This window comes from Bdellovibrio sp. ArHS (genome assembly GCF_000786105.1).
GTDB lineage: Bacteria > Bdellovibrionota > Bdellovibrionia > Bdellovibrionales > Bdellovibrionaceae > Bdellovibrio.
In genome coordinates this window covers 1-12,111 of record NZ_JTEV01000017.1, presented here as the reverse complement: position 1 = coordinate 12,111, position 12,111 = coordinate 1, and the positions used below count along the sequence as shown (strand labels likewise).

The 12,111-nt window shown below is 46.1% G+C and carries 14 protein-coding genes; 8 read left to right on the top strand and 6 right to left on the bottom strand.

The window, feature by feature from the left end; translation table 11 throughout:
- Positions 1–60 precede the first annotated feature (60 nt).
- Positions 61–936, top strand: coding sequence for a tyrosine-type recombinase/integrase (locus tag OM95_RS10005; protein WP_041873224.1), 876 nt, complete (start codon positions 61–63; stop codon positions 934–936).
- Here the strand turns inward: OM95_RS10005 and recO are convergent, their stop codons facing one another.
- Positions 937–1,533, bottom strand: coding sequence for a DNA repair protein RecO (recO, locus tag OM95_RS10000; RefSeq protein ID WP_041873223.1), 597 nt, complete (start codon positions 1,531–1,533; stop codon positions 937–939).
- A complete protein-coding gene (locus OM95_RS09995) occupies positions 1,530–2,516 on the bottom strand; it encodes a hypothetical protein (RefSeq protein WP_041873222.1) in 987 nt (328 codons plus the stop codon). Before OM95_RS09995 ends, recO begins: the two co-directional genes overlap by 4 nt.
- A gap of 125 nt (positions 2,517–2,641) precedes the next feature.
- Here OM95_RS09995 and OM95_RS09990 point away from each other — a divergent pair, with 125 nt between their 5' ends.
- Positions 2,642–3,265: a hypothetical protein gene (locus OM95_RS09990; RefSeq protein WP_041873220.1), complete on the top strand. Its 624-nt coding sequence runs from the start codon at positions 2,642–2,644 to the stop codon at positions 3,263–3,265.
- A 48-nt stretch (positions 3,266–3,313) separates the two neighbouring features.
- On the top strand, positions 3,314–4,420 hold the full coding sequence (locus OM95_RS09985) for a fatty acid desaturase (protein ID WP_041873219.1): 1,107 nt from the start codon (positions 3,314–3,316) through the stop codon (positions 4,418–4,420).
- Positions 4,421–4,466: 46 nt separating this feature from the next.
- Here OM95_RS09985 and OM95_RS09980 read toward each other — a convergent pair whose 3' ends face one another.
- Positions 4,467–6,005 (bottom strand): YiiX/YebB-like N1pC/P60 family cysteine hydrolase, encoded by a 1,539-nt coding sequence (locus tag OM95_RS09980; RefSeq protein ID WP_041873217.1) that lies wholly within the window; start codon positions 6,003–6,005, stop codon positions 4,467–4,469.
- Positions 6,006–6,243: 238 nt separating this feature from the next.
- Between OM95_RS09980 and OM95_RS09975 the strand changes: the two genes are divergently transcribed.
- Both OM95_RS09975 and OM95_RS09970 read left to right on the top strand, forming a co-directional pair.
- Positions 6,244–7,524, top strand: a complete 1,281-nt coding sequence (locus tag OM95_RS09975; protein ID WP_041873216.1) for a transglycosylase SLT domain-containing protein — start codon at positions 6,244–6,246, stop codon at positions 7,522–7,524.
- The gene (locus OM95_RS09970; RefSeq protein WP_291516067.1) at positions 7,512–7,931 is read left to right on the top strand and encodes a hypothetical protein; all 420 of its coding nucleotides are present in this window, start codon (positions 7,512–7,514) and stop codon (positions 7,929–7,931) included. Before OM95_RS09975 ends, OM95_RS09970 begins: the two co-directional genes overlap by 13 nt.
- On the opposite strand, the gene OM95_RS09965 is transcribed toward OM95_RS09970, so the two are convergent.
- Positions 7,926–8,828, bottom strand: a complete 903-nt coding sequence (locus OM95_RS09965) for a LysR family transcriptional regulator (protein ID WP_041873214.1) — start codon at positions 8,826–8,828, stop codon at positions 7,926–7,928. The two genes, OM95_RS09970 and OM95_RS09965, sit on opposite strands and share 6 nt — an antisense overlap.
- Positions 8,829–8,923: 95 nt before the next feature.
- Between OM95_RS09965 and OM95_RS09960 the strand changes: the two genes are divergently transcribed.
- Together OM95_RS09960 and thpR are read left to right on the top strand one after the other, a co-directional pair.
- Positions 8,924–9,898 (top strand): TerC family protein, encoded by a 975-nt coding sequence (locus tag OM95_RS09960; RefSeq protein ID WP_291516064.1) that lies wholly within the window; start codon positions 8,924–8,926, stop codon positions 9,896–9,898.
- 43 nt (positions 9,899–9,941) lie between these two features.
- Positions 9,942–10,559 carry an RNA 2',3'-cyclic phosphodiesterase gene (gene thpR / locus OM95_RS09955; protein ID WP_291516062.1) on the top strand — a complete coding sequence of 206 codons (618 nt, stop codon included), beginning with the start codon at positions 9,942–9,944 and terminating at the stop codon, positions 10,557–10,559.
- Between the two features lie 30 nt (positions 10,560–10,589).
- Here the strand turns inward: thpR and OM95_RS09950 are convergent, their stop codons facing one another.
- Both OM95_RS09950 and OM95_RS09945 read right to left on the bottom strand, forming a co-directional pair.
- The gene (locus OM95_RS09950) at positions 10,590–10,976 is read right to left on the bottom strand and encodes a hypothetical protein (RefSeq protein WP_291516060.1); all 387 of its coding nucleotides are present in this window, start codon (positions 10,974–10,976) and stop codon (positions 10,590–10,592) included.
- A gap of 188 nt (positions 10,977–11,164) precedes the next feature.
- The gene (locus OM95_RS09945; RefSeq protein WP_041873211.1) at positions 11,165–11,461 is read right to left on the bottom strand and encodes a hypothetical protein; all 297 of its coding nucleotides are present in this window, start codon (positions 11,459–11,461) and stop codon (positions 11,165–11,167) included.
- 221 nt (positions 11,462–11,682) lie between these two features.
- Between OM95_RS09945 and OM95_RS09940 the strand changes: the two genes are divergently transcribed.
- Positions 11,683–11,979, top strand: a complete 297-nt coding sequence (locus tag OM95_RS09940) for a hypothetical protein (protein WP_291516058.1) — start codon at positions 11,683–11,685, stop codon at positions 11,977–11,979.
- Positions 11,980–12,111: the final 132 nt, after the last annotated feature.

The following is a 12,111-nucleotide window of genomic DNA, read 5'->3' as shown; positions in this document are numbered from 1 at the left end:
TTTTGCATGGCGTTAGATTTTTTTTAGGGCGCAGGCTTCAACCAATAGGATTTCAGCATCATGGGACAGCCGTTTAAGTTGGCCGAAAACATTGATAAATATTTGAAATTCATGACTTTTGTGAAGTCAGCTTCGCCGTTAACCATCAAACACTATAGTTTAGATCTGAGGCAGGCTTTTAATTACGAAAAATCCTCATCTTCTTTGTCGGAGGCTGAACTCCTGGCAACTGCTCGGGGCGCATTCAATCAGTGGGCTCACCTTTCTTTAGCCTCCCGCAATCGCAAAGCGGCCACCCTGAAGAGCTTTTTTTCCTGGGCCTTTGCCGAGGGTCTTACAGAACGAGACCTTTCACTGCAAATCACCTGTCCTCGAGTTCCCAAAAAAATTCCGCATTTCCTGAGTGTGGATGAAGCTTTGGCTGTTCTTAAAAGTTTTAATACCGGCGCCGAAGCTTCACTAAAAGAGAAAGTACTCTTCTTGTTGCTTTATGGTGGAGGCCTGCGGGTGAGTGAAGCGTGTCAGCTCAAATGGGCCCAGGTTTTCACTTCACAGAAAGTTCTTCGCGTAACGGGAAAAGGCTCCAAGGAACGAGTGATCGCCCTGCCCTCATTGACCATTCAAGCTTTACAAGCATGGAAAAAGCAAAGTGGTTTTAGCGAATTTGTTTTTGGCGAAGAGCCCCTAAATCCCCGCACCGCTTATGACATGGTAAAAATCAGCGGCCAGCGAGCCGGCCTTCTGAAACCGTTGCACCCTCATGCTCTTCGCCATAGTTTTGCCACTCATCTTCTTTCAAGTGGCGCTAACCTGCGAACCCTGCAAGAGCTTTTAGGTCATGAGAGTCTGCAGGCCACCGAAAAGTACACGCATCTGGGCATTGATCAATTAGCGAGAACCATGGAAAGCATGCATCCTTTAGGCAAACGCAAATAACTAAAGCGTTGCATGCTCAAGATAGTGACGGATCATAGCTTCGACATTGCGAAGTTCTTCATCAACAAGTTCACGATAGGTCAGAAGTCTGTCGGTCTCTGCCAGATTGGCTTTAAAGAAAGGCGCCATCCAGGGCTCTGCATTGACGACCCCTTGCTGCAAAAGAAACTTAATATAGAAATGCATTTTTAAAACCAGAGGGTCTTTGGCGATCTCTGCTGTCTTCAACGCATTCCCCAGTAAATTGAAAAGAAATTCAGAGGACTTGTCGCCTTCCTGACTGACCTTGCTTACACAATCAATCATATGAAGTGCCAGTTCCAATCGATCATAATCCTGGCGCAGTCCGGGAAAATCGTTCAACAAGGTCGCTTCCTGAAGAACATTCAATTGTCCCTGTTCCGCTTGCTTATAAGTGAAACTGACGAAATGCGTGGGTTCTAAGACGCCCCCACCAAAACGCTTTTTACTTTTCAGCGCGCCTCGAGCGATGAATGACAGCTTTTCCCCCACCGGCGACAAGGCGTGCAGAATCAAATCGGCTTCCGAATATTTGATTTTTCTAAGAATGATAAAGCGGTCTTTACCTTGCGTCACACATCCCAACTTTGCTGTGCTTTTACCTCTTCATACGAAGATATCATTAGCTTGGCAAAGTCTTTTGTATTCAAAAGATTCAATCCTACAATCAACAGGCCCCGCAGCTGATCCTGGGTCGGCGTCGGCTCCCACCAATGCCGGAACATTTTAATGGCTGACCAATGGCACATGTTTGTGCTGGCCAACTGCTGCCATCCTTCGTGCGAGGTCAGGCCGATTTTTTTAAAAAGATTTTCCGCAACGGCTTCGGCACTGACATCGTGAAAACTGATCACGGCGCGGTCGTAAAGACGCGAAGTCCCTGCGGCAAAATACAAGGATGCCGTAGGCGACATTTCCTTTTCAAACTTTTCGACTAATAAAGGATTGTTTTGGTGCAACCCACGAGAATCCGAGATCTGCTTTAGAAAATCCGTATTATCCCAACTCATGTTTTGCGCCACCATGGCGGGAGAGCGAAAACGCTCACCCGTAACTGCCACCGCCGCTGTCGGCGAGTACGAACACAACCGGACCGTGTAAGGACGAACAGAAAAACTTTGGTGGTGATGATGGGCATGAGAAACCCGGAACGAGAAAATGCGTTTTTCATTGAGCAATTTATCCAATTCCTCGGCGAATGGATAAACTTCACCAGTCACTGGATGGTCTTCAGCGAAAAGCACGAAGTTGGTGTCCTTCTTCAAAGCATCCACCCAGCCCTTAACATCGTGCAGTTGCAAATGCGAAAGTGCGGCCACCTCGTAAGTTTCTTTGTAATAGTAAGGCAACAATCCTTCGAAAGCAGAAGTCTGCCCCAAAATCACGCCGATGGCTTTTTTGTGAGACATGAACTGCGCTGTACTTTGCGAAATTTCAAAAACCGCGGCGGCAATACCAGAAAAACAACGTGCACGTGACTTGGGGTCCAACCCTAAGGCCGTTTTGACTTGATCATTTAGTTCTTCCCAAGCTTCCGGTCGTACAACGTCGATAAACATCCTCCAAATTTATCAGATTCCCTCATAAAAGAGAGTGCGACGAAGGTCTTATTTTCACCAGGAATTTGAGTCTACCCGTCGGCACCAAGTAAACTTATGAAATCGATAGTTTCAGGAGAGCGTTTATGAAATGGAATAAGTTGGCGTCCGCATTTTTATTGTTTGTGTTGGGTCTGTTTACGTCTCTTTCGGCCCAGGCACTTTTTGAAACTCGTGTGACCTACGGACTCCTTGCCAACAATCCTGCGCTCGACCCTCTTTGTCCCTCTTGTGGCTCGGCAGCTCCTTCGGTGACGGCCTCTTATGGTCTTGGCGTTGATGGCGTTTTGACGCTTCCTTTTCCGCTTATTCCCGGCATAGGATTGCGCTATGAAAATTTGAGTTTCACAGCCAACGGTGCCGCTGAATATAAAATGGATTACACAAGAACCGCGCTGCTATTTAATTGGCGCCCCATTGATAATTTGTTCTTTTTGGGCCCCATTTTTTCTTGGGGACTGTCACACTCGACTCGTCTCAAGACAGAAGAAGGTGGCGTCTTAAAAGCAGATTTTTCTAGTGATTCCGTCAAATCATACAGCCTTGGCCTAGAGGGCGGCGTTAAGCTGACAGGCTTTGTCGTCGGAGCTGAAGTAGGCTACCTTGATTTTCGCTGGGACGGTGCCACCGATGCAACGGGTAACGCAGCCACGCAAGATATTAATATGAGTGGAACTTACGCTAAAATTATCCTTGGCTTTTCTATTTAAGTGTCGAAATCTACACACCTCTGTTAGACTTGTATCTGTGAGGTGCTCATGACAAAAAAACGTATTGAATGGCCAGTAGCTTTATTCCTGGTATTGAATCCTCTGGCCACGTTGATTCTTACGCCAATTTATTTTTATTTTTATGGCTTTCAGTTAGATATTCTTTTATTTGCTTTGATCTTCGCTGCCGCGACAAATCTAAGTATTACGGCGGGCTATCATCGTTTGTTTTCACACAAAAGTTATGATGCGCATCCCGTTGCAAAAGCTCTATTTCTTTTGGTGGGCGCGTCCGGCTTTCAAGGTTCTGCTTTGAAATGGTCTTCGGATCATCGCCGTCATCACACGCATATTGATGGAGAAAAAGATCCTTACAATATCAACAATGGTTTTTGGTATGCCCACATGGGCTGGCTATTTTTCAAAGATTCTGTTGATCAAAAGATTCACGCCCCGGATCTGGAAAAAGACTGGATGGTCCAATTTCAACATAAATATTATGTGCCATTAGCGATCTTCATGGGCTTTGCAGTACCTACGCTGATTGGCTGGGCGATGGGATCGGCTTTAGGTGGTTTTGTTATCGCTGGCGGCCTACGCATTGCTTTGACTCAGCAAAGTACCTTCTTCGTCAATTCCCTGTGCCACACTCTAGGTAAACAGACGTATTCGAAAGAGATTTCCGCTCGGGACTCTTGGTTTGTTGCGATTCTGACCCACGGTGAGGGCTACCATAACTTCCATCACAAGTTTCAAATCGATTATCGAAATGGCATCAAGTGGTACCAGTGGGACCCTACTAAATGGGTGATCAAGTCCCTGAACTTCATGGGTCTTGCGACTAAGTTGCGTCAGATTTCCAACGCTGAAATCTTGAAGGCTCGCTTACAAGCGGAAGCCGCTGAGCTGACCCAACATGGTTTTGCGGAAGACAAACTGCAGGCGATGAGAGAAAAAATTCTGGAAGCGCAGAACAAGATGAAAAAGCTTCGTGAAGACTACGAACAATTTAAGGTCGACGCCGCTCGTAAACGCGAGGAACTGAAAGAGGCTTATGATCTGAAACTGGCCGAGATCAAACGTGAGATGGAAATTGCCAAGCTGGAATTCCAAATGGGAATGAAGCAATGGCAAGTATGTTTGAGATCTGTCTAAAAGTGATTCTTCAGAAATGAAAAAGGGAGCTTACGCTCCCTTTTTTTTATTTACAGTCCTTCGACTTATTGTAGAAAAAGAAATGAAAATTTGAGGAGTCCACAGAAGCCCCAATATCCCTGTCATTAGGGAATCTGCCGGACTCTTTGAAGGCTTTCTCCTTCATGCAATCCTGATAACGATATTCTTCATTCATCGCCATCATGTCCTGGAATGACGGAAGATATCCATTTTTCTTATAGAACTCAGCCTCTTTGGCATACAAATTCTTTTCCAGTGTTTTTGCGACTGCTTCAAATTGCACGTTGGTTTTAATACTTCCCAACGGCATGTATTTAGGAAGAGTATCTGCCGCCACACCAAATTGGCGTACGAATTTGGCAAAATAGGACTTCACGGAGTGTTGAGGCGCCCAGTGATACTCATAACCCTTGTCAATCATCCAATCGTAGACGCTCTGAAGAACCGCATCCTGCGCACGAACTTGTCGAAGCAGAGGATACCAGCGATATTCCGCAACGAAATCAAAACGCGGGTCCACTTCAATATCGTAAGGCGCAAACAAAGACGTTTTTGCCACACCCATATTCTTTAGGTAGTCGGTGTTTTTAAACTTCGTGGCGCCACTGCGATACTTGGGCACCATGAACTGACCATTAGAGGCTCTGTCATATGCCATCCGGATCACTTCGGAACAAAAAATGGAAGAATAGTCATCATCATCCATCGCGAAGTCATAGCGAATACCTTTTTTCTTGTCTAAGGCCTCTTTGGCAATATCGTACATTTTTCGCGCGGCTGCTTTACCTAAGGCTTCGTCAGGTTGTCGGTACAACGCCACACGGGCGTCTTCCGCTTTTCTCCACTGCTCCAAAGGCGTTACAATAACGCCATATTGAATCAAAGATTCCACGACGAAAAGTTTGCCGTTTTTATCTTCGCCCACCAAAGCCAAGTGAGAAAAATTGCCTTCCTCATCGCCGATGCGCGCGATCATTGCCGAAACATGCGACTTACCACGGATGAGCATTACATCCCCACTTTTCAATTTAAAGTCTGCGAAGCGTGGATTAGTCCATGTGCTGGGTTTTGAATTCACCAAGATCGGTGTTTTTTCAAACTTAAAAACTTTTTGGTTATGCAACCACTCTAAAAGATACTCTTCTGCGAAGCGAGCGTACTGAAAGCCTTCGCGGATCTCCGTAATACATTCTTTGGAAAGCTCATTCCGAGAATCAAACTGTTGCAGCTTATCGTGCAGCACAACCCGGATCTGGAAAATGGTATCCATGGCTTCACTGCCGCGGGCTTTCAATTGTTCCACTTCCGCAGGCGTTTTCGGAACGAAATGGTCAGACGGAAGATAGAAAAGATAGTCCGTCACCTGATTCACAAAAGTCGCACAGGTTTTCGGATTGAAAATTTGTGGATTGTTTAAATCGCTCAACACCTTTTGACTTCCGCTCAGAAGTTCTTCTGTGTTCGCGGGACGTCTATAGGAAGCGATGTCGTTCGATTTAAAAAAGGGACTCTGACAGGCTGTCAGCGTCAGAAATGCAGAGCCGAGAAGTAAGCACTTTTTCATTAGGAATTCCCCCATTCCTGCTTCTTCGGAAACTTTCTTCGGTTTCCTAACTGGACCATCGGCGAGATGCGATGAGCCCGTTGTGCAAGTGTCTAAGCCTTGGACGGAGTCATGACCGTTTGGGCATCGTTCTTACAGAGTCTCAAATTGAGACACGTACAAAGAGTGTAATTTGTTGAAATCACTGGCGCCTGCTTGGCAGAGCTCTTGCTGGGTACAACCCTAAGGAGACCTGCTGATGAAAACTGGCACGCCACTATTATATAAATTGTTGCTGTTGAACCTGTGTTTCACCGCAGGTTGGAGTCTAGGATCCCCTGTTTTTTCAACATCCGATCTGGCTTCGAGCGAAAAAGGCCTGTCCGTGCCTTTCAATATTGATGAACCAGCAGCTCCGATTATTGAGCACGCTCTGGATCAAATCGATAAGGCGAAAAACGTGCAAAACATTATGGGCAATGTGAACAACGTGGCCAATCGAAATTGTCCCGATTGCGAACAGCAAGTCACAAACCTGCGTTACAATCAGTGCAACCGTCAGAATGACTATTTGGAAAAAGAGCTCCAACAAACAACCCAAGGGAGTTCTTTGCTTTCGACCCTGACCCGATCTCCGGTTCGTGCAAATTCGATCATCAAGCCGACTTGCATGCGCATGTCAATGGAGGCGAAGTTTTCCGCTAGCAGCAAATCTTTCCGCCAATGTTCAGCAGCGGGCACCCTTTCGCAAACATTCCGCCCTTGTATCTCTGAAAACTATTTTAAACTTGTGAACAACAGTTTTGATGTTGTTAGTTCATGTATGAAGGACTTTATTGCTCCAGGTGAAAGCGAAGAAATGCAAAAGCTGGATATCCGTGCCGTTTATGCTTTGATCAATGTTGAGTCTGGCTTTCACGTCAACGCTATGAGTGGAACCGGGGCCGGTGGCATCGGTCAGTTCACCCAACCGGCAATCCAAGACGTCAACATGAATGAACTTAATGAGGTGCGCATCTCTTTAGAAAGCAACCCGAACCGCGTCTGTTCAAAGTTATCCCTAGAGTTCTTGGATTCCATGAATCCGATCCGTCCGCAAAAAAGTTATGCCTGCGATCGGATCTCTTTGAAAAAGGGCAACCCCGTGACGAACATGATTTACACCTACGCGTATCTAAAGGGTGTTAAGAAAGACATGAACACAATGATTTTTAATAACAAAAATTATCGCGCGAAATTTCGTCTTTCTGAATTTGATATGAATAAAGTCAAACGCGCACTTATGGTTTGGTCCCACAACACCGGCCCGGCGGGAACGTGGACGCCTGCCAAAACCCTTCTGAATACCTATTACCGCAATCGTCCCGTGACGAATGCTGACGAGTTTATCAATCAGATGCAACAGTACATGCAAAAGTTTCCAGCCAGCGCGAATAAAAGTTCCGCGCGACGCAAAGAAACGTCCTCTTATTTCCCCGCAATCACAAAAACTCTTAACGATATCGAAAAGAACGCTGGAGGTGGATCATGCGTAAATTAATTCTGATGATTTGTTTACTGACGTCCCAGTCCGTTTTGGCTTTTACCGACTCTATCACCGTACAGGCGGCTGATAACCTTATCGTTCACCTGCAGCGCCAGGAAAATCCCGCTCTTCGCCTGCGCGACCTGGAAACATTTAAACAGTTCCTTTTCCAACGTTTAAATACGATCGAGATTCCCGACGTGGCTACGACACCGGAAGACGATCCCGCCTTCGAAGAATATCGCAGCCTGACTGAATACGACAACTACATCAATTTGATCTACATGAAAGACATCACTTCGACTTCGTGTGGACGCATGAAGATTCGTATTACCAATGCCACAAGCCGTGAAGGCGAAATCGTTGTGCCAGAGGCAGCCGAAGCGATGAAGGTGCTAGCGGCTCTTTGCCATAATTTATAAGGTAAAACTTTTCATAAGTTTCGCGGCCACCGGATTACTGATTTTCCGGTCGGCCGAAGCCAACCAGATTTCTTCCGTCACTCCTTTAAGTTTACCTAAAACCACCAACTTTTTTTCTTTGATAAGCTCATCAGCGGCCATCAACGAGATCGGTATCAACCCCACGCCTTCCTGCCCCAGCAGCTTTTGCAAGCTGGTATCTTGAGTTTCGGCAATTCGGTCTACCCAGATACTATTGACTTTAAAATAGTGATCTAAATCACGACGGAGTTTGCTGTGCACCGTCGGAAAAACGAAGGGCTGTCCCTCCAACGATCGTGGAAAATCTTTTTTCAGATGCTTAAATTTTTCGGAAGCACAAACCACAACGTCCAATTTAGCAATGGCGCGAGCATGAATACTTTGCGTATCGACGTTGGGTGGGTAATTGGCCAAAAGCAAATCAATCTGATGGGCGCTGAGTTCGCGCAACAGTTCTCCGCCCCCACCTTCGACAACTGACACTGAACAGTTACCCTGTTGATGGGCTTGCAAAATAATTTCCAAAAGAATGTGCTTAGGCACGCTGTCCAGTGCGCCGATCTGCACATGCACACGGTTGTTCTGAAGGCGGTCATGCAAGGCTTCGACCATTTCCGCACCCAAACGAAAAACTTGATCCGCATATTCAAAAGCCAGCTTACCGGCCTCTGTCAGATGCAGTCTTTGTTTGCGTCGTTCAAAAAGATTTTTGCCCAATGACTCTTCCAGTTGCCGAAGCTGCGTGCTTAACGAAGGTTGACCCATCTTCAGTTTTTCGGCAGCCTTTGCGATACTTCCCTCTTTTGCTATTGTGTAGAAATAGTGGAGATGGTGATAATTAAGCCACTGCATTTGGTTTGCTACTTTTACAGGCATGAGACCTCTTCGTTAAAATCAAATAACTTGTTAAAGATTATCGATTTTTTATAATTTGGGAAAGCCCTTATACTCTGAGTCCGGAGGCCTTTTTTGTGACACAGATTCTTTTGTTCCCTTTTGCAGACTATTGGTGGTTTTACGCTGGATTTATCGCTTTCGTTTTGGCGATGCTTGCCTTGGACCTTGGAGTATTTCATAAACATTCTCATACCGTGGGTTTCAGAGAAGCCACGATTTGGTCTATCGTTTGGGTCAGCTTAGCCTTGCTGTTCAACGCCGGCCTGTACTTTTACGCGCTTAATAAGTTTCCCGATCCCACGACCGCCAAGGACGTCGCCCTGCAGTTTCTGACCGGTTATGTTATCGAAAAGTCGCTCTCGATTGATAATATCTTCGTCTTTGTGGTGGTTTTCGGATTCTTTGGAGTTCCTCCCAAATACCAACACCGTGTTCTTTTTTATGGAATTCTGGGCGCCTTGATCTTCCGTGCGATATTTATCGCCCTGGGCTCTGTGCTTATGCAGTACCAAACGGTTGTTATGGTCTTCGGTGTCTTCCTGATTATCACCGGTTTAAAAATGATGATTCAACCCGAGCGGGAAATAGATCCCACTCAAAACTGGCTTATCAAATTCATGAGAAAATACGTTCGCATTCACGAGCGTATGCATGAAGACCGTTTCTTCGTTATCGAAAATGGTATTCGTTATGCGACTCCTTTATTTGTCGCCTTGATCTTTCTGGAAGCGACGGACATTATTTTTGCGGTCGATTCAGTACCCGCTATTTTTGCGATTACCAATGAACCTTTGTTGGTCTTCACTTCGAATATCTTCGCCATCCTGGGCTTGCGTTCGCTTTATTTCCTCCTAGCCGGGGTTGTCGATAAATTCCATCTGTTGAAGTATGGTCTAGCCTTAGTCCTTATTTTCGTTGGCCTAAAGATGGTATGGCTGAACAAACTCTTTGACGGTCACTTCCCGATTCTTTGGTCCTTAGGCATTATTGCCTTCTTTATCGGTGGTTCCGTTGTTCTTTCTTTACTAATTAAACCAAAGAATAAATGACAAGCGCCCCTAAGATCCTGATAATGATCTTAGGGGGCTTTTTATGAATAGAAGACTGTTCTTCGCTCTTAATGCCACGGATCCTCTTTCCGAATCCTTCCTACCCACTTACAAAAAATTGAAAATCAACGCCGATCGGCGCGAAATCAATGTGAAGTGGGTGCCCGTTGATAACTTCCATATCACCGTCAGCTTTTTGGGCGAGCAGCCTGAAGAAAGACTGCCCGCGCTGGCAGAGACCCTGCGCGAAGTCTGTGCTCAGTTTACGCCCTTTGATCTTAAGATCGAAGATATGGGCGCCTTTTCCAATGAACACGACGCCCGCGTTTTATGGTTGGGTGTTCAGAACAAAAGATATTTAGGTGAATTTAAATATGCCCTAGATGATCTTCTTTTAGAGCGCGGTCTGCTGGATCATCCGGATGCACGTGAATTCAAGCCTCACCTGACCTTCGGGCGCCTTCGCAATCCCCGCAGTGTGAAAGATATGATTTCTCCGTTTAAAAGAAAAAGCTTCGGGAAAATACATGTCAATGAAATCGTGCTTTATGAATCCAAGCTGCAAGGTGTATTTCCGGTGTATACGCCGGTCTTACGCTGTCCTCTGACGGGTGAAGAAAAGGCCGCAGAGGAAGAAGCCTTTCCATTTATAGTTCCATAAAAAAAAGGGAGCTTGCCGCTCCCTTTTTTGTTATCTGTGGGCCCATCCGTAAAGGCGAACATAGATTGTGCTGTTCTTAAGATAGAACATCAAATCGCCATAGTAATGGCCTTCGAATGCGGGCCAGAAGAAAACGCGAGTCCAACAAGTCTGGCGCGGAGGCAAAACTCTTGGGCAGTTCGTCGTTGCATCGAAAGCCTGCCCACGAATAGAAACACCTTGAAGATCAATTTGCTGCTCGCCCGCCGTCAAAGAAAAGTCCGCGTACATACGGCTATTCACCCAAGTAGAGCCAAAGTTATAGCTGTAATACTGATCCTGTTGTTTTTCTGAGTCGGCGACCAACGCTGTGACGTCGCTGGCCGAAGCCATGGCCGTCGTGAAAATTAAAGACATAAAAACGATAAGCTTCATCATAGTTCCCCCTGCCTCTAAGTCTGAAAGACGCCGGAAAGTGAATCAACGCAAATGCACGCGTTTTATGCAGAGGGTTGCAAAAAAGAAGAGGGCCGCAAAACTGATTATTGGTTCATAACTATTCGTCTTTATGGGGGGCCAGGTGGGCTTAAAAGAGAGGGAGCCTGAGACGGCTCCCTACTGCCAGTTTACTGACATTGAACATTGGCTGTGGCATTTACGAAGTAGTACGGACCATTCGCATAAACGTAGGCGTACTGGAAGCCGCCTGCGGGAACCCACACTTGAAACCAAGAATTCATCCACACACCCGTTTGTGTAAGGCCAAATACTTGCCCTTGGCAGAAGGCATTGACGCCTGTGTAGTTATACACTTGAACTGCAGCCCATTGAGGAGTGACTTGGAATTGCATTTGCGGAACCCACCAAGCAAAACCCAATGAAGGAAGCATAAAGCCTGCGATAGCGACGATTAGATTTCTCATGAATACTCCTCTGGCGAAAATTTAAGAGCCTCGTAACATGTCTTTAGAGCGTGTTTCAAGAAAGAAGCAATGCACAACAAATCTAAGACCGCCATCCCCGCCTAATTCGCGCAGGGCCCTCTAGATGGCTTTGTTTTAATACACTTTGCCGCCGCGGAATCCACAGAGAAAAATGAAAATAAAAAGGGGAAATCATGCGTCTTACAAAGATCTTACTCGCAATGTCTCTAGCTTTTTTGGGGCACGCAACGATGGCACAGCAGCTTTCGCGCCCCAAACAGAAACCCGTCAACGCCTCTAAACTGCCGAAGCCACCGCAGCAGGTACCCAGCGAAGAAGCCAAAAAAGAGGCGCATGACCGTGTTGAAAACCGCAAATATGATTTAGAGACGAAAATTCGCGAAGGAAAATCGCCCCAAGAAATTGGCAAAGCAAAGGCGCAATTGCAAACCGACCGCACTGAAAGCAACCGCCAAGACTATTTTGATAAAAAACGCGAAGAGCAGAAAACGGAATAAACTGCACCACTTGCCTGGTGCTGCCGCTCAATACCAAGTCTGATCCTCGGACCGGACCTTGGTTGCTTTTGATTTCTATTGTGCCTTAACCCTGAACACTCTTTGCTGAGACAGCGATATATATGTCTCAGC

Excerpts from the sequence above, each read along its gene's own strand:
- OM95_RS10005 (WP_041873224.1), top strand. The coding sequence starts at position 61 with ATGGGACAGCCGTTTAAGTTGGCCGAAAACATTGATAAATATTTGAAA.
- OM95_RS09985 (WP_041873219.1), top strand. The coding sequence starts at position 3,314 with ATGACAAAAAAACGTATTGAATGGCCAGTAGCTTTATTCCTGGTATTG.
- OM95_RS09975 (WP_041873216.1), top strand. The coding sequence starts at position 6,244 with ATGAAAACTGGCACGCCACTATTATATAAATTGTTGCTGTTGAACCTG.
- OM95_RS09945 (WP_041873211.1), bottom strand. The coding sequence starts at position 11,461 with ATGAGAAATCTAATCGTCGCTATCGCAGGCTTTATGCTTCCTTCATTG.
- OM95_RS09980 (WP_041873217.1), bottom strand. The coding sequence starts at position 6,005 with ATGAAAAAGTGCTTACTTCTCGGCTCTGCATTTCTGACGCTGACAGCC.
- OM95_RS09995 (WP_041873222.1), bottom strand. The coding sequence starts at position 2,516 with ATGTTTATCGACGTTGTACGACCGGAAGCTTGGGAAGAACTAAATGAT.
- OM95_RS09970 (WP_291516067.1), top strand. The coding sequence starts at position 7,512 with ATGCGTAAATTAATTCTGATGATTTGTTTACTGACGTCCCAGTCCGTT.
- OM95_RS09940 (WP_291516058.1), top strand. The coding sequence starts at position 11,683 with ATGTCTCTAGCTTTTTTGGGGCACGCAACGATGGCACAGCAGCTTTCG.
- thpR (WP_291516062.1), top strand. The coding sequence starts at position 9,942 with ATGAATAGAAGACTGTTCTTCGCTCTTAATGCCACGGATCCTCTTTCC.
- OM95_RS09990 (WP_041873220.1), top strand. The coding sequence starts at position 2,642 with ATGAAATGGAATAAGTTGGCGTCCGCATTTTTATTGTTTGTGTTGGGT.
- OM95_RS09965 (WP_041873214.1), bottom strand. The coding sequence starts at position 8,828 with ATGCCTGTAAAAGTAGCAAACCAAATGCAGTGGCTTAATTATCACCAT.
- OM95_RS09950 (WP_291516060.1), bottom strand. The coding sequence starts at position 10,976 with ATGATGAAGCTTATCGTTTTTATGTCTTTAATTTTCACGACGGCCATG.